Origin of the sequence: Mycoplasma hafezii, from assembly GCF_049942695.1 — a bacterium.
GTDB lineage: Bacteria > Bacillota_I > Bacilli_A > Mycoplasmatales > Metamycoplasmataceae > Mycoplasmopsis > Mycoplasmopsis hafezii.
In genome coordinates this window covers 122,670-147,792 of the sequence record NZ_CP187940.1, presented here as the reverse complement: position 1 = coordinate 147,792, position 25,123 = coordinate 122,670, and the positions used below count along the sequence as shown (strand labels likewise).

General features: G+C 28.4%; 11 protein-coding genes and 1 rRNA gene. 8 read left to right on the top strand and 4 right to left on the bottom strand.

What is annotated here, in order from left to right; translation table 4 throughout:
* Window positions 1-3 precede the first annotated feature (3 nt).
* Both ACPYPZ_RS00465 and pgmB read left to right on the top strand, forming a co-directional pair.
* Window positions 4-2,376 (top strand): glycosyl hydrolase family 65 protein, encoded by a 2,373-nt coding sequence (locus tag ACPYPZ_RS00465; protein WP_426461373.1) that lies wholly within the window; start codon window positions 4-6, stop codon window positions 2,374-2,376.
* Complete coding sequence (gene pgmB / locus ACPYPZ_RS00460; RefSeq protein WP_426461372.1) at window positions 2,369-3,034, top strand: beta-phosphoglucomutase; 666 nt, start codon at window positions 2,369-2,371, stop codon at window positions 3,032-3,034. The genes ACPYPZ_RS00465 and pgmB overlap by 8 nt, the downstream gene beginning before the upstream one ends.
* A gap of 104 nt (window positions 3,035-3,138) precedes the next feature.
* On the opposite strand, the gene rrf is transcribed toward pgmB, so the two are convergent.
* The 3 genes from rrf to ACPYPZ_RS00445 all read right to left on the bottom strand — a co-directional run bounded on the left by rrf (window position 3,139) and on the right by ACPYPZ_RS00445 (window position 12,840).
* A 5S ribosomal RNA gene (rrf, locus tag ACPYPZ_RS00455) occupies window positions 3,139-3,244 on the bottom strand.
* A 121-nt stretch (window positions 3,245-3,365) separates the two neighbouring features.
* Window positions 3,366-4,910, bottom strand: coding sequence for a hypothetical protein (locus tag ACPYPZ_RS00450; RefSeq protein WP_426461371.1), 1,545 nt, complete (start codon window positions 4,908-4,910; stop codon window positions 3,366-3,368).
* A gap of 181 nt (window positions 4,911-5,091) precedes the next feature.
* Window positions 5,092-12,840, bottom strand: a complete 7,749-nt coding sequence (locus tag ACPYPZ_RS00445; protein ID WP_426461370.1) for a hypothetical protein — start codon at window positions 12,838-12,840, stop codon at window positions 5,092-5,094.
* Window positions 12,841-13,484: 644 nt separating this feature from the next.
* On the opposite strand from ACPYPZ_RS00445, the gene ACPYPZ_RS00440 reads away from it, so the two are divergent.
* The 6 genes from ACPYPZ_RS00440 to ACPYPZ_RS00415 all read left to right on the top strand — a co-directional run bounded on the left by ACPYPZ_RS00440 (window position 13,485) and on the right by ACPYPZ_RS00415 (window position 23,126).
* Window positions 13,485-14,819, top strand: a complete 1,335-nt coding sequence (locus ACPYPZ_RS00440; protein ID WP_426461369.1) for a BMP family ABC transporter substrate-binding protein — start codon at window positions 13,485-13,487, stop codon at window positions 14,817-14,819.
* A 78-nt stretch (window positions 14,820-14,897) separates the two neighbouring features.
* Entirely contained in the window at window positions 14,898-17,189 is a 2,292-nt protein-coding gene (locus ACPYPZ_RS00435; RefSeq protein WP_426461368.1) for an ATP-binding cassette domain-containing protein, read from the top strand.
* 10 nt (window positions 17,190-17,199) lie between these two features.
* Window positions 17,200-18,840, top strand: a complete 1,641-nt coding sequence (locus ACPYPZ_RS00430; protein ID WP_426461367.1) for an ABC transporter permease subunit — start codon at window positions 17,200-17,202, stop codon at window positions 18,838-18,840.
* Window positions 18,840-19,784 carry an ABC transporter permease gene (locus ACPYPZ_RS00425; RefSeq protein ID WP_426461366.1) on the top strand — a complete coding sequence of 315 codons (945 nt, stop codon included), beginning with the start codon at window positions 18,840-18,842 and terminating at the stop codon, window positions 19,782-19,784. Before ACPYPZ_RS00430 ends, ACPYPZ_RS00425 begins: the two co-directional genes overlap by 1 nt.
* Window positions 19,785-19,976: 192 nt before the next feature.
* Window positions 19,977-22,142, top strand: coding sequence for a S8 family serine peptidase (locus ACPYPZ_RS00420; RefSeq protein ID WP_426461365.1), 2,166 nt, complete (start codon window positions 19,977-19,979; stop codon window positions 22,140-22,142).
* A 12-nt stretch (window positions 22,143-22,154) separates the two neighbouring features.
* A complete protein-coding gene (locus tag ACPYPZ_RS00415; protein ID WP_426461364.1) occupies window positions 22,155-23,126 on the top strand; it encodes a hypothetical protein in 972 nt (323 codons plus the stop codon).
* Between the two features lie 246 nt (window positions 23,127-23,372).
* On the opposite strand, the gene ACPYPZ_RS00410 is transcribed toward ACPYPZ_RS00415, so the two are convergent.
* The gene (locus ACPYPZ_RS00410; protein ID WP_426461363.1) at window positions 23,373-24,752 is read right to left on the bottom strand and encodes a leucyl aminopeptidase family protein; all 1,380 of its coding nucleotides are present in this window, start codon (window positions 24,750-24,752) and stop codon (window positions 23,373-23,375) included.
* Between the last annotated feature and the right edge of the window lie 371 nt (window positions 24,753-25,123).

Sequence of the window (25,123 nt, the reverse complement as noted above, 5' to 3'; positions counted from 1 at the left end):
ATTATGGAATTTTTAAAATACGATGTTGAAAACAAAACTGTTTCACAAGTAAAATTCGATAAAAACGTGACTGCTAAAACTGAAAGTATTTTTTCATTAGGAAATGGATACTTAGGAATTAGAAGTGCTGATGAAGAACGTACATCATATAATAAAGAAGACTTCTTTGTTAACGGTATGTTTAATAAAGATACTGAAGATGAAGTTAGCGAACTTGCAAACCTTGCAGACTGCTTAACTACTCCAATTTTCTTAAATGGTCGTCCTTTTGTGCTACACGAAAAAGATTCATACTTAAAAACACTTCACATTAAAGAAGGTTACTTAACTAGAGATATTGTCGCAGACCGTGATTATGGTATTTTTGAACTTAAATTCGAACGTTTTGTTTCTCAAAGCGATTTAAATGTTTATGCTCAAAAAATAACAATTAAAGTACTCGAAACTGAAGATGCAGGTGCTAAAGTTGTATTACACGCAGGAATTAACGGACAAGTAACTAACAGCGGAACACAACACTTTGTTGAAGGTCTTAAATCTCGTCCAACTAACGAATCATTACAAATGCAACAAAAAACTACACTTTCAAAACGTTTAGCAGTACATAATATGGTTACACGTTTATTTATTAATGGAAAATTAATTCAAGGTGGAACTGACGATTATGTAATTGACATTAAACGTAGAAAAATCTACTTTAAAATCACTGCTAATTTAAAACCTGGTGATACTTTAGTTTTAGAAAAATTAATGTCAATTCACACAGCAGTTGATGATAAAAACTACTTACTTAAAGATGAAAAAGTTCTTGCAAACGCTAATAAGAAATTAGAAGAATTATTAACAGCTTCTTATGATGCATTAAAAGAACAATCTATTGCAGCAATGCAAGAAAAAGTCTGAAATCGTTTCTTTGTGCAAATTAAAGGGAATGAATCAGCTAAATATGATGCTTTAGCTCTTGATTTTGGTATTTTCCATTTAAATAACTTTGTTCCTACTACATCAACAAATATGAATGTTGGTGCAAAAGGACTTAGTGGTGAAGGATATCAAGGACACACCTACTGAGATACTGAATTTTTCATTAACCCAATTTACTTATTTAACGATCCAAAAGTAGTTAGAAACTTATTAACATATAGATATAAAGGAATTGCTGGAGCTAGAAAGAAAGCCTTAGAACAAAAAGAAAGACCAGAAGAATCAAATCTGTTAGGTGCTCAATTCCCATGAGAAATGGCTTGACCAACTGAAGGTGAAGTTTGTCCTTATTGAGGACAAGCTGATGTTGTGACTGGAAAACAAGTTCCGATTGCTTCACGCAGACAAGAAATTCACGTATCTGCAGATGTAGCTTACGCTATCAATCAATACTATCACATTACTAACGATCAAGAATTTATGGATAAAATGGGTTATGAAATGATTTTCGACACTGCGTACTTCTTCACAAATCGTGCCGAAAAACAATCAGATGGTAGTTATGAAATTAAAGATGTTATGGGACCTAACGAATACAAAGGTAACATTGATAATAATGCTTATATTAATATGTTTGCTAAACAAAATATTGATTTAGCCTTAAAATACATTGCTGACCTTAAGAAAAATAGACCAGAATTACTGGAAAAAATTTATAAAAAGATTCCATATAAACTTAATCTTTCAAAAATGAAAGACGTGTCTAAAAACCTAAAACAACAATTACCAAATAAAGATTTAGTTATTGCTGAAAACGATCAATTTTTAGGGTTACCAAAAGTTGATGTAACTCCATTCCAAATGTTAGGTGATGCTGGTAAAAAACTTTTTAGCACCCAAGAAGGACACAAAAGATTATGCTCACAATTAGTTAAGCAAGCAGATGTAGTATTGCTCACAAATATCCTTCCACACCTATTTTCTAGAGAAATTAGAGAAGCAAACTTCAACTACTATGAACCATTAACAACTCACGATTCTTCTCTTTCTCCTGCAACTTATTCTATTGAAGCAGCAAGACTTAAAAAAATTGAAAAAGCATATCAATTATTTAAATACGGAATTAATATTGATCTTGGTCCTGCTATGCATACTTCTGATGCCGGTATTCATGCAGGTTCACTAGCAGCAATTTATCAAATGATTATTTTTGGGTTTGGTGGATTAGATTGACATAATGATAAATTATATTTAGATCCACTTTTACCAAAAGATTGAGATAATTTAAGATATAGATTTAAATACCAAGGTAGTGATTTTGAAGTAAATGTAAATCACGAAGAATTCACTATTCAAACAATTAACAATAGTAAAGAAAAAGAAATCTATATTTTAGGTAAAAAACACGTAATTGGTTCACAATTACAAAAATTCGAGGTTCAAAATGATTAAAGGTTTTATTTTCGACTTAGACGGTGTAATTACAGATACAGCTAACTTACACTTTAAAGCTTGAAAAAATAAAGTTGCTGAATTAGGAATTGATTATTCAGTTGAAGAAAACGAAAAACTTCGTGGATTACCACGTAGAGCAACATTAGAAGCTATTCTAGCAATGAAAGCTCCTGATTTACATTTAACAGATGAACAAATTAATAAATTATGTACCGAAAAAAATGACGCGTACATCAAGCTCTTACAAGAAGAAATTAATGAAGGGTCATTATTACCAGGAATTAAAAGATTATTAATGGAAGCTAAAGATGAAGGAATTAAATTAGCTATTGCTTCAAGCAGTTATAATGCTCCAATGATTTTAGAAAAACTTGGAATCAGAGAATTATTTGATTACATCGTTTATCCAGGAGATATTCAAAAAGGAAAACCTGCACCAGATATTTTCTTAAAAGCGGCTGAAGGTTTAGGGCTACCAGTAGATGAATGTGTTGCTTTTGAAGATGCTATCGCAGGTGTGCTTGGAATTAAAAGTGCAAATATGCGTGCTGTTGCTATTACTAACGGTTCAAAAGAAGATTATTCAGATGCCGATTTAATTTATCATTCAACCGAAGACTTAGACTTAATGGAAATTATGAAATATTGAGCTTAAGCTGATTTATCCACTCTCACTTATACAAATATAAGTGAGATTTTTTATTAAAAAATGCACCGTAAATGGTGCATTAAATTCAAAATTATAAAAATTGAATAAAAAAACAGCGGCTCCCTATTTTCACCTTTCGGCTATCGTCGGCACTAAAGAGCTTAACTACTGAGTTCGGAATGGTATCAGGTGAACCTCTTTGCTATAACCACTGATAATATTGTACTACATAAATTAAAAATTAACAAGAAAAAATAATTATTTTTTTTATGAATTATTATTTATTTTGTCCACCTGTTTTATTAAAAAAATAATATCATATTAATGCTAGATATTTCTAGCATAATTTAATTTGGTTTTCTATGTTATCAAGAGAACTAGAGAACCTTTCAAGAACACTTTGAATTTTAAAGAGAATTTCGTCAGGGAGTTCTCTTTTCTTTTGCAACAGTTCTTTAACTTTATGTAAAAATTTATGGAACTCTCTCGTTTTCTTAATTTCATTTGAAAGAACATGAACTAAAGGAATATTAATATCTAAATTTTTAGCTAGTGATCATAATTCTTGTTCACTTAATTGTTTTCCGTTTGGTATTCTTGCATCAAACTTTTGACCTTTTATTAAAAATCAAATTTTTTGATTTATATCAGTAACCAATGTTGCTTCGACACTACTTCTGATATAAATTCTTTTCCCTTCTTTATCAAAAGGTGCGTAATAATTACCGTTCATTTTAAAAACACCAGATGTAATTTTTCTTTTAATTTCTATTAAAAAATCAGGATTATCATCAAATAACTTTCCTTTTTCAAAAACATTTGATTTTGATATGTTGTTTTTATTGAATTTATTATTGTAAAAATCTACAATAAATTCTCAATTATCATTTAATGACTTAATAAAATTTATTTGATTTTCGTAAAAAAATAAAGGATAGTTCATTTGTGCTGTTAGAAAAGAACGCTCAACATTAGGTTTGAACGTTGGATTGCTTGAAGTTAATAACTTAATACCTCTTTTATTTAAAGCTTTTTCAAAATTTGTCATTGTTTCACCATTGATTCAAAAATTTCTTCTTCTATCTGTTGAAATATTTTGTGGAAAACCATATTTTTTAAAAACTTTATCTAGTAGTCTTTGATATCCTATTGCAGTTTCGGTTTTTTCACAATGAATAGCTAATAATTTACCAGTTGCAGAATCTACTGCGTGAAATAAAGACACAGTTTCGTTATTTCAAAACACTTCGATACAAGCATCTAATTCAATAAATTCTCCAAATTTTCTATTTTCCTTAATATTTAAATATTGTCTCTTTTCTATTTTTTCATCTGTTTGATTTATGTGCTCGATAATTTTGGTTAATCTGTTGATTTCTGTTTTTGTTAGTTTTGACACTTCTTGTTTTAATTTGTTTTGAAGTAATTTCTTTGCATATCTTTTAGTTTTCTTATGAGAAAAAGAATTAGCAAACCCATTTTTACGTAAAAGCTTTTTAAAATGAGATTTTGAATAGAACTGTCTTTCGCTTAAATTTAATCTGTCTACGAAATCACTTACTGTAATATCTGAAAAAGTAGAATTTTGATGTGGAAAAATAGCAGTCTTGATTTGGTTATATTTGTCGACTGCGTTGTTATAAGTTTCTTGGGTTATTCCGCAATTTTCTTTTGTCTTAAATCTATTTCCGTGAACAAAAGAATAAAAGATTTCTTTAGTTTCTTTCTTGATTAAAATATCCTTTTTAATTCTTTGTATTGTTTTAGTTGAAACATTAAGCATTGTTGCAAGTTTTTGATTTGATAATTCAAAGTATCTACCTATCATTTCGTATTTATGCATTCTTTGTACTTCATACGCTGTTCTAGTTTCTATTTTCATAAGAAAACCACCTTTCAAGACACTAATACAATTATAGTTTTAGTATCTATCCAGGTGGACAAATTAATTAATAATTAACAAAATTAACAAGAAAAAATAATTATTTTTTTAAAAATTTTTAAGGTGATTTAAAGCACAAAAAAAGTTACCATTTTTGGTAACTTTCTATTTTAATAAACAATTAGTTTTTCTTTCTTTTAATGATAAATCCAGCAATAATTCCAAATGCAGCAGCAATCATTGTTCCAAGACTTGGTCATACTCATCATGGTAATTTATCTTTTTGAACTTGTATTCCAAGTAAATCATCTAATTCAGTTGCTGATTTAAGCACTGTTGATTCTTTTGATAAATCAATTTTTGCTAATTTATCATGATCTTTTTGAATTAATTCTGTTTTATCTTTATTTGCAATAGCAAAGAAATCATTATCAACTAATTGTGAGTGTAAGTCATCAAACTCTGTATTGTTGTTTTGATGTTGCTTAGTAATTACATCTTCAAACTTATCAAGTGATTTATCTTGTAATGCATCAACTAAGTCCATTAAAGCTTTTGCTTCATTAGCTAAATCTTGTGTTGATTTAGTTACTTTATCAAAAGCATCTTTTAATTCTGGATGTTGACCTAAAGATTCTTTTGGTAAGTTTTGTAATGCTTTAACTAATTTATCTTTAACATTAGCAAAGTTTTCTTCTTTTACACTAGAGTTTTTAAATTGTTCTAATTTATCTTTTAAGTTTTTAAGGTTAGTTACATTATTAACAAGATTTTTAAAATCATCTGTTTGAACACCTAAATTATCTAAATCTTTAATTAATTCATTAATATCCTTCAATTTATCTTGAGCATGATTATTTACTAAGTCATTTAATTTCTCAACTACATCTTTAGCTTTATCATTTGCTACTTTAGCATTATTAACAATTTCATTAAGATGTTTTGGTTCTTTTGAAACATTAGTATTCTTGATTTGTTCAGTAAAATTGTCTTTATCTTTTTGAGATAAATTATCAAGTTGAGTAACTTCTTTAATTGCATCTTGTTTTTGTTTGTTAGCTTGTTTTGCATCAGACACAACTTTATCTAATTGTTCTTTGTTATTTAAGTAGTTTCCTTCTTTAATTGTGTTAATTGCTTTATCTTTTTCTTCTTTTGAAAGATTGTTTTGTTTCTTAATTTCATCAATTAATTTAGCTTTTTGATCATTAAGTTCTTTTGCTTTTTCAACTACTTTTTGTTTTTCTTCAGCTGTTTTCGCTTTATCATATTCATCAATTAATTGATCTTTTTCTGCTTGAGAAAGATTTGGAAGATTTTTAATTAATTCTTTATCTTTATTTGGTTTTGCTTTATCAAGATTATTAACTGCAGTTTTTAAATCTTCAATTGCTTGATCGATTTTACCTGGAGTTAAATCTTTAACATCTTTTTTAGCTAACTCTTCAGCATTTTTAATTGCCTCATTTAAATCAGATTGGTGATTTGGATCAGCATTATTGTATGCATCTGTTTTACTTGCATCTTGAGCTTTCTTAATTTCTTTTTTAAGTTCATCAAGTTTAGCTTTAGTTGTTTCATCACCATTTAAAGTTTCGTTAATTTTATTTAATCCTTGAATAAGCTCATCAATTTGATCTTTAGAAGTATTCTTACCTGATTTTTGATCAAGTGTCTTAGTTACATCATCAAGTAATTGATCAACAGCTTTTTTACTATCTGCAATAGCGTTTGCATAATCGCTATCTGTTTTATTCTTAATTAATTCTGGTAATGAATTATATTTATCTTTTAATTCATCCATTTTCTTAGCTAAATCTTCAGCAGCTTTAAGTACTTCAGCTTTAGTTTTGTTTTCAAGTTCTTTAATTAAATCTTCTTTTTGTTTTGGATTAAGTGAATTGTTACTATTAATTTGGTTAATTGTATCTTGTTTTGTTGCATCTTTAACAATATTAGATAAGTTTCAATCTGTAGCTTCTTTAGATGTAGTTGTAGGTAATTTAGCTTCATCTATCTTGTTATTAAACTCTTGTTTTTGAGCATCAGCTAAGTGATCAAGTTTAGCAATTTCTGCTTTAGCGTTTTCTTTTGCTTTGTTAAATGCTTCTTCTAAAATTGCATTACCTTGTTCTTTAGTAAAGTTATTTGGTAATTGATCAACCTTACCTTTTAATGCTTCTTTATCTTGTTCTGATAAGTTATCAAATTTATCAAGAGTATTCTTAAGATCGTTTTTATTTCCATCTAAATTATTTTTAGCTGATTCTAGTTGATCTGTTAAATCTTTAACTTTGTCAGCTTCTTTAGCAAAATCAACTGTTTCTTGTGGATTTGTTGAATTTAAATATTGATCAGCATTTGTTTTTGCTTGATCAAAAGCATCTTTAGCATCTTTTGAAGCATTGTTATGTTGTTTATTGTCATAATCATCATTTGCAAGTTCAGCTAATTTTTCAAGTTGAGAATCTAAATTATTTAATTTGTTTTCTAGTTCATTAATTTTAGCTACTGAATCAGCTTTTGTAATTGCATCTTTAGCAGCATTTTTAATTTTATCTGTTAAGTGAGTTAAATCCTTAGTATCATCAATTCTCTTATTAAGTTTTTCTTTAGCAGTTGCTAAATTAGTTACACCATTTAATTTAGCTTTTGCATCATTAATTGCTTTAGTTTGTTTTGCGATTTCTTTTGGATCTAACTGAGCATTTGTTGAATCAGATTTAGCTAACTCGTGGTTAGTATCAATTAAGCCTTTGTAAGCGTCTTTTTTATCTTGATCTGCTTCAAGGTAATTTGTGTTGTTTAATATAGCGTCTTTTGGATCGATTTTAGCTAATTTTTTCTCTTCGTTAGCTTCACGACCAAGAGCATCATCAACAGCATTAATTAAGTCTAACATTGCTTCGTTTAATTTCTTAGCATCTTCAACAATTGCAGGGATTTTACTTGCATCTGTTTGAGTATTAACTTTATTTTTAAGAGCATCTTTTTGAGCATCATTTAAATATGGTAACGCATCAATATCTGCTTTTACTTGTGTTTTAGCTTCATTTAATGCTGCATCACCCTCAAGATTGCTAATTGCATTATTAATTGCTTTCTTAGCATTTTCTAATGCTTCTTTATCTTTTACTGCATCATATGGGTTAGCAAGATTATTTAAAGTATTTTGAGCATCAGTAATTGTTTGATCATAAGCTTGTTGTTTTGCAGCATCACTCTTAGTATATGCATCAGAACCTTTTAACTTAGCATCATTATTAACTAAATCTTTAAGGTTTTTAACAGCATTATCAAGCTCTTTAGCTGATTTAACAAATTTATCTAAATCATTTAGCTCAGCAGCTTTAGCTTGTTCTTTTAAAGCAACTTTACGTGGTTTATCAAGATTTTCATTTGCATCAATTTGATTATTTACATCTTTACGTTTTGCTTCATCAATTAAATCTTTAAATGGCTTATCAAAATTTGTTTGTGTTTTATCTAAGTTGGTATTTGCTAATTTATCTTTTAACTCTTTTTTATCTTGATCTGTTAATCCTTTAAAGTTATCAATAGCCTTTGTAGTTTCACCATTAACTACATCTTTAATTGCTTGTTCAACTTTTGCTTTTGTAGCTTCATCTAAAGGTTTATCAGTTGGAATTTGTCCTTTAAGAGTTTCTTTTTGTTCTGTGTTTGGAAGTAATAAATTATCAATTTGCTCTTTAAGTTCAACTTTATCACCATCAAGTTGATTTTCAGCATCTTTTAAAGCTTTAATTAATTGTTCTACTTCTGCAAGTGATTTAGCTTCACCATTAGCTTGATCAGTTACATTTGTAAGATTTGTTTTAGCAGTATCAAAGTTTGTTTTTAAAGTGTCTTGAGATGCTTTAGTATAACGAACATCTGTAATAGGGTTTGCTTTAAGTTTTTCATCTAAATTAGTTAAAACTGCTTTTGCTTCACCCATTTTAGCATCTAAAGTTTTAGCAGCTTCAAGTTTACTACTTACTTCACTTGGTGTTGCATTGTTAATTAATGTTTTATGTTGTGCTTTTTGAGCATCATTAAGATTTGCTAATTTTTCAAGTTCTTTTAAAGCATCAGCTTTAGATGTTTTGTTCTTGCTGTCTTCTGCACTAGCTTGAGTAAGAATATCACTTAAAGCTTTATCAAATTTATCTGTATCATTTTTTGTAATTTGAGCAGCTTCAAGTTGTTTAGTAAATTCTGCTTTTTTATCAGCTGGTAAATCTGTTAAGTTTTCAAGTTTAGCTTTTGCATTTGTTTTTGCTTGATTAAACGCTTGATCTATTAAGTTATTTAAATCAACCATTGTACTTTGATCGTTAAATTTGTTTTTAAATTCTTGAGTTTTATCATCTAATAAATCAAAGTTATCAAACTTAGCTTGAGCTTTTTCTTTGCTTCCGTTTAATTCATTAACTTTTGTAGTTAATGTTTCACTAGGAGTTTTAATGTTTTTAAGTTCTTGTTCGTAAGAAACATTGTCTAATGATTCGTTGCTTGTTAAATAATTATTTAAATTATTTTTTGCTTGTGTAGCTGCATTTTGTTTATCAGCATCAGCTAAGCCATATTTTAATGTTTCATTAAGGTTTGCATTTGAATCTGCATTATCTTTAGCAACTTTCATTGCATCATTTAATTGTTGTGCGTTAGTTTCTAAAGTATTTAAATCAGCAATTGTTGTTTTGCTATTCATATCTTTAGTAAGCTTATCAATGTGGTTTTGTTTAAGGTTTTGACCTCAATTGTCTTTATCTGCAAGTTTTGTTTTTAATTCAGACATCTTGCTATCTAAAGCTTTAGCATCAGTAATTTTTGCTTGTGCTTTAGTATCTAATTGATTTGAATCTTCAGTATTTGCAATCACTGTTTTTAAATCATTTTTTAAAGCAGTTTTTTGCTCATTTGATAAGTTTTGTAATTTATCTATTTCGGCAAGGTAATCTGGACGTTTATCTGTTGCTTCTTTTAAATCTGAATAAGCTTTTCAAAGTTTTGAATCATTATGAATTGGTCATTCTTGTTCCTTATTAAGTTCAGTAATTGCAGCTTGCTTTTCTTTAGTAGTTGCATTTGGAAGTGCGTTAATTAAACTAGTAGCTTTTTCTTTAGCAGCATTAAATGCTTGTTCATATAAAGTTGCAGCTTTAGCATAATCTAAATTACCATTATTTCTAAACTTGTCTGCTAATTCTTTTGTAAGAGTTTTTTCTACTTTATCAGCAAACGCATTTTCTGTTGGTGTAGTTTCTTTAGATTTAGTAATTAATTGTTTTTTAGTTACTTCATTAGTATCTTGAAGTAACTCATCATGGAATGAATTAATGTTATCTTCACATCATTGTTCTACTGAACGATTATCAATTTCTTTTCGAACTTCTTTTAATTTATTTATTTTATTATAAATAGCTTGAACATCATCTAAAGGAGCTTTAGTTAAATCAAGTGTTGATAATTGCTTTTGAGCTTCTAAAACATCTTTTAATGCAGTTGTAAATGCATTTTGTTTAGTTTGATCTGCATTAGCAAATTTATCACTAAAGTTTGCTTGAGCATTATCTAAACCATTTGTATCTTTAGTTAATTCTGCATAGTCTTTAATGTTAGACACAATTTTAGAATTTTCTAAAGCTTTAGCAAGTTCATTTGCTACAGCAACACGGCGTAACATTCATTCTGTATAATCTTTTGCATGCTCTCTAGGTGAAAGTTTTTGAGTTTGATCGTTAATATGTTCTGAATGATTATTAAAGTCATTAAGTGAAGGTGTTGAAACGCTACCTCCACCTTTTTGTTCGGCTAACTTAGTAGCTGATTCTTCTGAAGTTGTAAAGTTTGGTTTTGGTAATGTATCAACAGCTTCCTTAATAATACCACCTAAATCTTTTAAATATCGCTCTCCATCTAAAGCTCTTTCAGCGATAGTTGTATCAATAATTAATTGTTTAACTTCGTCAAAAGTATGTAATTCAGGATTTTTAGCTTTTGTTCAAGAAGTAGCTTTTTGCACTGCAGCATTAAAAGCTTGTTTAGGCTTATCACTACTAAAATCGTAATTATTACCTTTTAATTTTTCTTCGGCTTTTTCTAATCTATCTTGGAATGTATCTAATTGATTAATCATTGCATTAAATTTAGTTATGTCTGCAACTTCATTAGGTAATTTTAAAGCTTCTGCTTTATAGTGTGCTTTTTGAGCAGCTGTCAAGTGTTCTTTTGAGTCGATATTTTTTAAAGTTGTATGCATACGAACTTTATCAGGGTTTAAAGTATACTCAACTTCATAATTAACGGTTGTTGAATGTGGATCAAAACCAACTTTTTTAATATTTAAATCTCAAACATCATCACCAGTTGGTTGAATTTCATATTCAAGTTTTAATTTATCTGGGTTAGTTTGTCCGTTTTCAGTTAATTCAGTTTCAGATTTAGCATAAAAATCATCAGCTTGTAATGCGTTATAAACTTGTTTATTTTTATTTTTATCTGATACACCAAAAATACCTCTACCATAGAATGATTCTTTTCCTTCTAAATCAGTTATTTCTAAAGGTTCATTAGTAATTGGTGTTGAACCTGAAGGATTTTGCAATGATAAACTAAATTTAACACCAGGTAATTGGTATTTTGACGCTTCTGCTGTAGCTTCTTTTTTCCCTTTAATATCAACACGATAATTTAATAAGTGATTAAAATCAGCCTTTTCCATTTTAAGTTGTCTATATCAAGTTGAATTATCATAAGAAGTATAGGTAGCTAATACGTAGGCATTGTCACCAAAATTGTTATACATATCATCAGAATCAGTCTTTAATAAGTAATTATTTTTTCTTGTTTTGAATGTAATTCTAAAAATATGTTGGTTACCATAATCAGCTGGAGTATTGCTTACTGTTCCTAAAAATATAGAGTTGAAATATCTGTAGGCCATTATTTCACCAACATTTTCTAATATTTCAGGTTTTTCTTCTAATTCTGTATAGCGAACTGGAGAAAGCGGCATATTAAACTGGCTTTCTCATCTATATAATTTCTTTTGGAAATCTTTTGATGGTGTGAAATTATTTTGTCCATTATAAAGAAGTAATTTTTCTTGTTCTTTAGCATCTTTACCGTAGATCTCTAATGTTTCTTGTGCGTTTTTAAGGTTATATTCTTTATTTTGCATCTCTGCTAATTTTTTACGGTAGAAATCATCATTTCCGGTTTTATCAGTTTTTGCTAAACCGAATGATGAAAAGTGTACAAAGTTAAGATCAAATTCTTTTTTAGATGCTCCGGCATCTTTTTCTGAATTAATTATATTTTGATCTTCAGTTTGAATATTAGTTAAGTAGTCTGTTTCTTCTCTTAATTGGATGTTTTCATAATCATATTTAAAAACATCTTTATATACGTATTTTGGTTGCACTTCAGATCAAGGGTTATTTTTATCTTTAGCGTTATCTAAAGCTCACGCAATTGTTTTTCTACGATTATAAATATCTAATTCATATGAACCTGGCACAATTTCAAGTGATTTAGAAAGAGCGATACCAAATTGAGGGTTAGTAGTTCAGTATTGAACTTCATCTTGTTTTGAAGATGATACAGAAGCAGGAATAACTTCTCATGTTTTATAAACAATATCGTTATCCCATTTCTTAGCTCCAAGTGTACCACCTGAACGAACGTATCCTCTGTTGAACACAATTTCTCAAGTTTGTTCATCACTATTTCAACCATCTTGATTAATCATCCGAATTGTAACTGGTTGACCTTCTACGTGTTTTTGCTCTTCAACCTTTTGTGGATTAGTAAATTCATAACTATTATTTTGTTTACGATAATCATGTGTTTCTGTTGGTTGCTTTGGAAATTCAGTGCTTTGGAAATTCAGTGCTTTGGAAATTATCCGCTTCTGTCGAAGCACCAATTAATGTTGGTGTTATAACACCAATAATTGCTGATGTGCTTCCTAAAATTAAGAATTTATTTCTTTTGTTCATTGTTTCTCCTTTGCATTAAATTAACATATTACATTAATCAATATATAGATATAGCAATCATTTGAGACATTCATTGACCCTAAAATTATCAAAAAAATGCTATAAAATAAATTCCTATACATTGTATACGAAAAAACTCGATTCAAAAAAAAAAAAAAGAACTTACGCCCTAAATATAGGTTAAATTCTTACTTTTTGGGTAAAACGTTATTTTTTAATTTTTAGAAAAATTTAAAAAAATTAAAAAATAACATAATTTAAAAACAAAAACCTTTAAGGTCATAAATCCTAAAATGTGGTAAATTTCCACAAAATTTTCTTTTAAAGCTCTAAATGTTATTTTTTCGATTTTTAAGCGAAAAAGTATAAAAAACATTAGTAAATGCAAGAAAAATAGCTAAAAAAGCACAATAATGAATATTTTTTTCTTTTATTGTAACTTATCGCTTGCTATTTTTAAAATCATTTAATTTAGAAAAAATTATAATATATATGCATTTAAATTATGGATATGCATAAACAAATAAAGTTGTTTATAACCTTATATAAATAGGAGTATTTATTATTTATGAAGAAAATTAAAAATTTATTTTTTGCACTTTCTAGCGTAACAGCAATGGCTGCATTACCAATGGTTGCAGTTTCATGTGTTGACCCAAGCGAATCAGAAGGAACAAAACCAAATAAATACATAGAACCAAAAAACAGACTTGCAGTTCTTACACCTGATACACAATTTAATAAAGCTTATGTACAAGATAATTTTAAAAACCAAAAATTTGAAATTGCTCTTGTAACAGATGCTGGTAACGTTGATGATAAATCATTCAACCAATCATCTTGAGAAGCTCTTAACCAAATCTGAGACCAAACAGAAGGATTAGTTAAAGTAAAACAACTTAAACCTCAAGGAACAAACTACGCTGCTATTTACTCACAATTATTAACAAAAGGTACAAAAGTTTGAATTCTTTCAGGATTTAAACACCAAGACCCAATTACTAAATTTATCGCAGCTAACAAAGCACAAATGGACAAAAAAGGAATCATCATTATTGGTGTTGACTTCGTGTTACCATTTGAAGGAAAAGATGCAGTTCAATACGACAGATTCTACGGACTTGGATTTAAAGTTCAACAATCTGCGTACGTTGTAGGTAAAGCTGTATCTAAAACAATCGCTGAAGAATTCAAAGAAAACCCAGAAAAAAGAATTATCAACAGCTTCGGTGGTGGATCATTCCCTGGAGTTACAGACTTTAACATCGGATTCTTAAGAGGAATCTTAGCTTACAACACAGCAAACGCTGAAGCTAAAGTAAAAACAAATACAAATAATTTAGTTCCAATCGACTCAGGATTCGAACCAAATGACAAAATGAAACAAGTAATTAACTCAATTATTGCTCAAAACCCTGCTGTAACATTACCAGTTGCTGGTCCAGCTACACAAATTACAATCGAAGAATTAGATAAAGATTCAAAATATAAAGATGTAAAAATCATTGGGGTAGACGTTGACCAAGCATTAACATTCAGTGCAGGTAGTTCAGCTAGAGAAAGATTCTTATCAAGCATTACAAAAAACATTGCTCAAGCTACATACGATATTATTTTAGCTAGAATCTTTAACCTTGACCCTAAAGGATTATTAAAAGGTGTACAAGGAAGCTTAAACCTTAGTGAAGGTATGGCCGAAGGTTGAGTAGGTTACACAAACGCTTACGTTAAAGATGAAACACTTAAAGCAAATATGGATAAAAACTTAGCTGAAGCTAAAGCTGACTTTGATAAATTAACACCAGAACAAGTTAACGATTTAACATCATTAACAGTTAATGGACAAACAGAAAAAGGTATTCAAGAAGCTTTAAACGCATTAGCAAAATTAATTAACGCTTAATTTTAAAATTAACAAACTAATAATAAATAATAGTCTCGTACTATTATTTATTTTATTCACTACAAAAAAAGGAAAAATATGGAAAAATCAAACGCAATTGAGTTTATAGAGATTTCCAAATATTTTGGTGAGATAAAAGCCAACCAAGACATTAGTTTCCAAGTTAAAAAAGGAACAGTACACGCTCTGATTGGAGAAAACGGAGCCGGAAAAAGTACTTTAATGTCAATTCTTTTTGGTCTTTATCAACCAGATAAAGGAATTATCAAAGTAAACGACAAAGAAGTGTTGATTAAAGGTCCTAACGATGCCAATGCACTTGGTATCGGAATGGTACACCAACACTTTAAGTTAGTTGATGTTTATACCAATTTAGAAAATATCATTTTAGGTGATGAACCTTATGATAAAAATACTCATGTTATTGATAAAAAACCAGCTATTCAAAAAATCAAAACAATCCAAGAAGCTTTTGATTTACACTTTGATTTAAATAAAATCACAGGTACCGAAACAGTAGCAACACAACAAAAAGTTGAAATTATGAAAATGTTATACCGTGACTCAGAGATTTTAATTTTTGACGAACCAACTGCTGTTTTAACAGATCAAGAAATTAAGGGATTATTAAATACTTTCAAATTATTTAGAGAACAAGGAAAAACAATTTTATTTATTTCTCACAAACTTGGAGAAGTTAAAGAAGTTGCTGATAACGCGACAGTTATCCGTCACGGTAAAGTTATGGGTAATTTCGCAGTTGCTGATGTTTCAATTGAAGAAATGGCTCGTAGAATGGTTGGTAGTGATGTTGAAGTCGTACACAACGAATATACTGACACAAACAAAAATGAAATTATAATGAGCTTACAAAATGTTTCAACAGCTAGTGAAAAACCATTAAAAGACGTTTCACTTGATATTCGTGCTGGAGAAATCGTTGCTATTGCTGGAGTTGAAGGTAATGGACAAACCGATTTAGAATACGTACTTAGCGGAATGATTAAGCCTACTGCTGGTCAAATTCTTTATCGTAAAACAAAATTAGTAAATGAAAGATACACACACTTAGCTAAAAGTCAAAAAGAATCACTATGAATTCAATTAGGTACCGCAATTTTAGCAACTATTATTGGAATTATTTTAATGTGTGTAAAAATTGAGCAAGATGATATTAGTGCAATTCTTCGTATCTTTGGTGGATTTACCTTATTCATAAGTGCTGTATTATATTTATTATTCATTAATAAGATCACAGGATTTTCAAACATTTTCCAAAAAGCTCTCGGTGGTAAAAAAGTTTACCAAGAGCATTTTGCTAAACGTACTAACTTATTATTAAAAATTGATAATATCGCTACAATCGTTTTTGCAGTTATATCTACAATTACAGTACTTTTAAGTTTAAGTTCAGACATTACAAGAACAACATCTATTATCGCACTTGTCACAACATTAGTTTCATTAGGATTATCTCTTGTATTAAAATCATTCTTCTTTATCAAGAAAAAAACTATTTTTATTGAAACTAAAGCACATAAAAACGAATTAATCGCTTATGAAGTAATTTACTACTTGTCAACATTAGCTGTGATTTTCTTAAGTGGTACAACTATTACTAAAGATATTTCAGGATTAAAAATCGCAAATGTAGTATTTGCTGTAATTATGTTATTCTTAGTGGTTATTGGTAAAGCATTATTCTTATCATTTACTTACTTTAAAGAAGAAACATACCAAAAAGAAGAATTTATTAACATTGCAGATGAATCTGTTTACGATATTTCAAAACTTGGATTTTCATTTATTCCATCAGACCGTCACAAACACGGTTTAGTGTTAGATTATAATATCAAATCTAATACTGTATTAAGAAGACTTTGAGATTCTAACTTTGAAAAATTCGGTTTCTTCAAAAACAAAAATGTTAAAAAAGAAAATGATGAAATTATTGAAAAATACGACGTACGTGGAGCACGTAGAGGTCTTTCAATGGCTCGTTCACTTTCTGGTGGTAACCAACAAAAATTCATCGTTGGTCGCGAAATGAACGCACCACACGATTTCATCTTAATTATGCAACCAACACGTGGATTAGACGTTGGTGCTATCAAAAACATCCATAAACAAATCTTAGATGAAAAAGCTAATGGAAAAGCTATCTTATTAATTTCTTATGAACTTGATGAGGTTTTAGCTCTTGCTGATAAAATCGCCGTAATTAACAGTGGTGAAATTTTAGTTGTTAAAGATGCTAAAGACTTAACAAGAACAGAAATTGGTATGTATATGGCTCATAAAAATAAAAATGTAATCGATCCATTGGATCGTGGTGAAGTAAAAGAGGATGTAGCACCAGCTACAGTATAGAAAGGAATTTATGAACGCTATTAAAAACGAATTATATAACACACGTAAGTTCTTAATGTTCGATGATCGTGTAAAAACACGTCGTAAATCATACGCTTCATTATGAGCTGTAGCTATCGGATTATTAGCCGCATCTGTAATTTACTTCATTATGGTAATCTCTGGAGGTGAAGGAGATACTGTCAATCCATTTACATTTTTAGTTATTCTATTCAAAAACGCATTAGCACCTGATGAACTTTCACAACAAAAATTCTTAAGTTACTTTTTAGTATTTGCTTTTGCAGGTATTGGAGTAGCAATCGGATTTAAATCCGGATTATTCAATATTGGTATTGCTGGGCAAATGCAATTACCTGCTATTATTTTCTTTGTAATTATTATTACAAACAACCTTGATTTAAACCACATTTCTATGGGTTACTTAATCGGAATGATTTTCGTTTTCGTTATTATCGGAATGGCTGTTGGTGCAATTTCAGGATTCCTAAAAGCCTTCTTTAACGTACACGAAGTTATTTCAACTATTTTCTTAAACTGAATTATTACTTATTTAGGAGTTTGATTATTCACAAGAACAAACAACGTTTTTGCTAATGGGTATGATTACCTTCTCGAAATTGCTGGTACACAAGGTATCCTTTTAGAAAATAGTACTGCTATGTCATTATTAATTGCTGGTGTAGTTATTTTGATTGTAGCTGCAATTAGCATGTGATATATTTATCAAAGAACAACTCTTGGGTACAAAATAAAAATGGTTGGTTTAAATAAAACTAACTCAAAATATGTTGGTATTAACGAAAAATTAACAACAATTTCTATTATGGGTATTGCTGGAGCATTCTCAGGACTTGCTGGATACTTCTACACTGTTGTTATTTTACATAACTACCCTGCAACAGATACACCAGATCCTATTGGATTTGAATCAATCGCTGTTGCTCTTATTGCCTTAAATAGTCCAATTGGAGTTATTTTCTCAGGACTTCTTTACAGTGTAATTTACAGTGGTAAAGATGCCTTCCAATTATTAGATGGAGCTATGATGGTTGGACCAGACTTTTTCCCAATCATCAACGGAATTATTATCTTCCTTGCTGCTCTTGCTGTTATCTTCTATAACTTCAAGCCAATTCGAGGCACATTCAAATTCTTCTACTTATTATTTAACAAAGAATATTGAATGAACAAAAAACTACTACATGCTAGTGGTAAAAAATACTTAAGAAAAGAACGTCAAGAAATTTTCAAATTATATTTTGAAAATAAAAAATTAAATCATTCATTTAAAAAAGAAACTAAAGAATATGAAACAAAAATTGCTAAACATTTATTAGAAATAAATGAATTAGATAAAAAACTTAAAAATATTCACAACGAACAAGAAAGAAAAAATATTCAATCGCAAATTTTAAAAATTTACAACGTGATTGCTGAAGAAAAATTTGCGTTCCTTAAACGTAAAGAAAGCTTCGGACTTAACAAGTACAAAGATGCTAGAAACAAATACCAAAACCAAGTTTACTCACGTAAAGTTACATTTAATGCTTTAAAAGAACAATTATTTGCTGCATGAGTTGCAAAAGTTGTTTCAAGTAAATTTGATGCATTAAACCCAGAATTACATAAATTAGAAGGAGATAAATAATGGAATTAGTTATTTCTTATACAGGATTTTTCTTCTGTTTATTAATTTTAGGTACAATTTCTGGTATTTTCTCTGAACGTGTAGGTATTGTTAACATTGCAATTAACGGATTTATGGTATTTGGTGCTTTAATGTATACTGCAATTAGTATCTTAATGTTTAAAACATCAGGTACTTATGGTAATTCATGAAACCAAATTTGACTAACAATAGTTGCCGCTCTGCTTACTGCTGTATTTGCATTATTATTTGGATTTGCAACTATTAAATTAAAATCAGATCAAACAATTTCTGGTTTCGCTATTAACATTCTTAGTGGTGGTATTACAGCTGTATTAATTCTTGTATTCTTAAAAGTAACTGACTCAGGAATTAACCTTTCATTCCCTGGTAGACAAGAATTAGCACTTGCTCCAGAAACATCATGAAAAAACTTAATTTCATTTAAATTAGTTATTACAATCATCATTGTTATTGCTTCTTGATTTGCATTAAGAAAAACTCGTTGAGGACTTCGTTTTAGAGCAATTGGTGAAAACCCACAAGCTGCTGACGTAGCTGGAGTTAATGTTAATAAAGCAAAATGACAAGGTGTACTTCTTGCAGGATTTATCGCAGGAATTGCTGGTGCAATTTACGCACAATCAAACATTAGTGCATTTAGTATTACTAAAGATGTACAAGGATTAGGATTTATCGCACTTGCAATTATGATTACATCTAGATGAAAAGTTAGTTTATCTATTATTACATCAGTATTCTTCTCATTCTTACTTTCATTATCATTCTATGGAGTGACATTATTCGGAACAGGATTCCAAGCATACAGAGACTTATTCTCAATGTTACCATACATCATTACTCTTATCATTATGATTGCTACAAGTAAGAAATCAGTTGGACCTGCCGCTGCCGGTATACCATACGACAAATCGAAACGTTAATTTTAAATCGTCTGCTCTGCGGACGGTTTTTTATATGAAACAAAATTTTATAATTTTCAGTTATTAAGTATGAATTAACTAAAAATTAAAATGGTTATTATTAAAAAAATATAATTATAAGAGGAAGAAAAAACTTCCTTATATTAAACAAATTATTGTTATATAAATAATTAACAAGGAATTGAGACAATCATGAAATTATACAAAATCTTAAAAATAGTTGCTTTTCTCGCTCCTTTATCTATACCTATAATAATAGTATCTGCGTCAAGTAGTACTAATAATTATCGTAATTTCGTTCTTCAAGAATTAAAAAATACTTTTCAAGTATATTATCAAAAACTCGGAATTAATATAACAGATAGAAAAAACCAAATTACAAGCTTTAATACAAATTTTAATAAAGTTGGTATTCTAGAGCTCTCAAACAAAAAATTTGATGAATATTTATATTCCTCAAATCAAACATTTAAAATTAACTATTTAAATTCAACTGATATAAATAAAGAAAAAATCACTGAAAAAGACATCCATTCTATGGAAAGCGATTCTCCTAATCATCCTATAGCGGTTTCTTCAATAATCGGAACTGATCTTGGTATTAACAGAAATGCGAATATTTATTATGCAAAAGCTCCAAATAAAAAACAAAATTTATTAAATATATTTTCTCAATTTAAATCTAATGGTGTGAATATAGTAAATATCAGCTTAGGTCAAAATTTTAGTTTTTTAAACAAATGAAAAAATAGCTTTAATTGAGATGAACTAAGAAAAATTATGAATGACAAAGATTTAAATAAGTTATTTGAAATCATTTGGTTTATAAAATTAACAGAAAAACTAGAAAATAGAAAGACCGAAGATACTCTATGAGATGTTGAATTAACAAATGCTATTGATGAATTTTGTGAAAAAAATAATATGATTTTTGTAGTTAGTGCAAACAACAATTTCGACACTTATTTACAACTAAAAGAATTTTTAAAAAATATAAAAAATAATTTCTCAGAATACGCATCAATATCGAGAATATATTTACACCCTAATTATATTCATTGAACAAAAAATAATGTTTTTTTACAAATTCTTAGTAAATTAACAGATGATAACTTTAAAAAAATTAATCAATTATTTGCATATGGTGATTCATCTACAATCGATGAAAGTATAAATACTTTAATTAGAAATATCAGAAAAACATTTAATGAAAAAAGATCAGAAAAAGCAATTTATGTCGGAGCAGTAAATTACGACAATAAACCTACATCATTTACAGCTTACGATGATGAGCACGATTTAAATCCGCTAGTATCTGCTTATGGAGAGGGATTAAAAATTGATGACCAATTAATCGAAAGTAAAAAAGGATATGAATATACTCGCAAATTTGCACGTGATAAGGCTTATGAGTTTTGAAATAATTCTTTGCAAAAAACAGATTATAATCGACAAACATTAGAATTACTTAATTATGTAATACATTTTAACGGCACGAGTATGGCTGCTCCTATGGTTTCTGGTTTGCTTTCTTTATTTCAAACTGAATTTAAGCATGAATTAACAATAAATGAAGCAAAAGCATTATTGGTTGCATCGGCAACTTATGGTAATACAAAAGTAGTTCATAATAAAATAGACGATTTAGAAAACTCGAATAATATCGAATGATGAAAAAATAATCACGCAAAAAGTAAAACTGGTTATGGAATTCCTAAATATTTTAAAATGAGAAAAATATACAATAATACCGATGGTTATCGTATTATAAATTTAAATGATAAAAATTCCAAATTGTCGCAAAAAATGGATGGGGATCACACTGTTTCTATACCTGTTAATTTAAATCAAAAAAACAATATTCGATGGGTTAAAATTACTACAACATTCAACAATTTAAATATTAATAAGTTTTTTGATTATGTGAATAGTCAAAATAATTTATCTCGTTACAAAAATATTTTATCTGAATTGATCAAACAATGCAAAAATTCTAATTCAATTCATAAAAATAACTTTTTAGACTTATTTTCTAAAATTGAATATTCAATAGATAAATTTTATACATCTGAAAGAACAAAAAGTAGTATTTCATATTATTCTCCAGTTGAAAAAACTATCCATAAAAATAATAAATCAGAAAAATTTGGTTTCTCTGTGAAACTCATTTTAAAGCAACTATCATTTATAACAGATCAATTAAATAAATTATTTGAAAACAAGAAAACTCTTTTTGGTAGCAATTCTATAAAACAACTAGAAACTATTAACTCATTTAAAGCTATTCTTATTAATAATTACAAAGATTTTATAGATAAAACTCAAAATATTTATTTAGTTTATGAAATTATTGAATAAATGGTAATTATTATGAAAAATACAAAAATATTATCAATTGGTTTGGTAACTGGCTTTATAACCTTACCTATTGTTTCTACATCTTGTTTTGGAACAAGCAAAGAAGCTTTTAAAGAGAAAAAGTCAACATATTTTCAGTCACTAAACTCTGAATATTATCAATTAGAGCAACAAAAACACGAAAATAATATAATATGAACTAATAAACAAATTGAACATTTGAATAAAAGATTGCATTGGACAAAAAAAGAATGAATCCCGAAATTAAATTTAAATATATCACAAATTTATGATGTTCAAATTTTCGGTATTATATTACACAGAATTTACGAATACTTTGAAAGTATAGGCGAAAATTCATATGATTGATGAATCTCAAAAGAAAATCCAAATTTCAATAAGATTCTAGGTTTAACGAAAGAACTCGCTCAAACTTGCAATTCTTTTCATTTTTTAAATGAATTAAAATTATGAGACACAAATTCAATAAGAATGAATTGAATTAATGCAAATTTAATTAATAATTATTTTTATTTTATAAATGCTCAACTCGATTTAGTTTTAGGCATAGTTCAAGCAGAAATTCAAGAAAATTCATCCAGTGAAGGTGCTGCTAATTATTCAAAGAATCCAATAACTAATAAAAAAGTTTCTTTTAATAATCTTTATTTAAATAAATTTAAAATTTATTTCCCTTTTTTGATTAATATTTCTTATAAAAATGTTTATTATGAATTTAATATCGAAAATAGATATGATGAATCAGATTATATTAAAAATGAGTATGATGTACCATTAATTTGAATTGATAAATTTTGATCTGACAGTAATTACTCAAATTCTTATCAAAAATTCAGATGAGTCTATTATAAGTTTTTATCAAAGATATCTAATTTAATTTATGTCAAAGATAATTATGATAATGACAAAATAATAAAACAAATTATCTTCACAGCAAAGTCAACCATTAATAAAATCAAATAGAACTAGAAAAAAATCAGTATAGACATCAATATGTATATCTATACTGATTTTTAATATCCCTCGCAATGCAGTAGCCACGTAAAATTTTTAAATAATTATTAGGTGTCAATATATACACAATTTCAACTTATAACTTTGAAATTAAAGTAAACAAAAATAGCGAACACATTAATTGTGTTCACTATGTTTATCCTAGTTTAGCCAACAAAATTGACTTAGTACTTTTTTTATATACGATAAATAAAATTATTTATTTTCGTTTAAAGCTAATTGAACAAGTGTTTTAACCATAACACCTGTTGGTTTTGATGCAATATCAGCTGTACCAGCTACATCTAAGTGAATGTATTCAACACCTTCTGTAAATTCTGTTAAGAACATAGCAGCAGATGAACTTCCACCACCAGCACCTGAAAGATCTGTATTTTTTAAATCAGCAACTACTGAATTTCTAATTTCTGTAGCAAAAGCTTCATCTAAAGGCATTCTTCAAACAGCTTCGTGTTGTGTATCAGCTGCTGATTTTAAATCTTTTCATGCTTTTTCTGTTGTAGCTCAAACACCTGTATATGTTGAACCTAAAGCCACTAAAATAGCACCTGTTAATGTAGCAACATCAACTAAACGTGTTGCTTTTAAGTTTCTTACACCGTATGTAAGACCATCAGCCATAACTAAACGACCTTCAGCATCTGTGTTGTTAATTTCAACAGTTTTTCCATTCATTGATGTTCAAACTGAATCTGGTAATGATGCATCACCATTTACACGGTTATCTGTAATACACATAATAGCAGCTACGTTTGCTTTTGGTTTAAGTTGTGCAATAGCTTTTAAAGCACTTGCTACAAATACTGATCCAGACATATCGTATTTCATTCCAAGCATACTTCTACCTGGTTTTAAGCTGTAACCACCTGAATCGAATGTGATACCTTTACCTACATAAACAGTTTTTTCTTCTGATTCTGGATTTCCGTTGTATTCAATAACTACAACACGTGGTTCGTACATACTTCCACGGTTAACTGAAAGTAAAAGTCCCATTTTTTGTTCTTCGATAGCTTTTTTATCAAGTACAGTAACTTTTAAGTTATCGTATTTTGCTAAGTCAGCAACTACTTGATCAGCTAATCATTCTGAATTACAAATGTTTGGAGGTGTAACTTGTAAGTTTCTTGCAAAGTTTACAGCATCACTAAGAATAACAGCTTCATTTAATGCAGCTTGGAAGTGGTCTTGTTCTACTTTTGAAAATAAGCTAACTTTAAATTTATTTTCTTTTTTATTTGTTTTTGCTGAATAAAGATCGGCATTTACATAGTTATATGCATGAACGAAAGCTTTAACAACTTCACGAACGAAAAGCCCTCCTCTTGCAAATGTATCAATGTAAATTTGTAAGTCTCTAGTTTGATTTGCAAATAATGATTTAGCAAAAGCTGTAAGTGCATCAAAGTCAAATTTATCTTCATCACCTAAATATGCTAATGCTTCGTTTTTGTCAAAGTATTCTGTTACAACATTATTTTTTTCTATTACTGTTTCAGGATATTCTTGTCCTTTGAAAACAGCTTTAACTAACATAGAATCATTTCTAGTGTCGTCGATGTGTGTAATTTTCATTATAGTTCCTTTCTATTAATAAATGTATATAAATATTTTAAACTTTTATACTTTTTTAATAATTAAATATTTAAATTATTACTAAGATGTAATTTATTCATTTATTTTTGTCTTTTCTTTATATGATTTTGTAATTAAGTGATTTTGATAAGAAAAAAGCATCAATAATGTCGAAATAACTATTCGTGCAGAAGGATAATGTATTAAATTAGAAATTAATGTGCGGATAATAAATATACAATCATAGCTAATAGACAATCAAGAAAATAAGTAAGTAGTGAAGTTTTTGTTTCTCATATCCATTCTATTTACTACAAAATATGATATCGTTATCGATCCTAAGCAAAGAATGAATCATAATATAGGTAAAA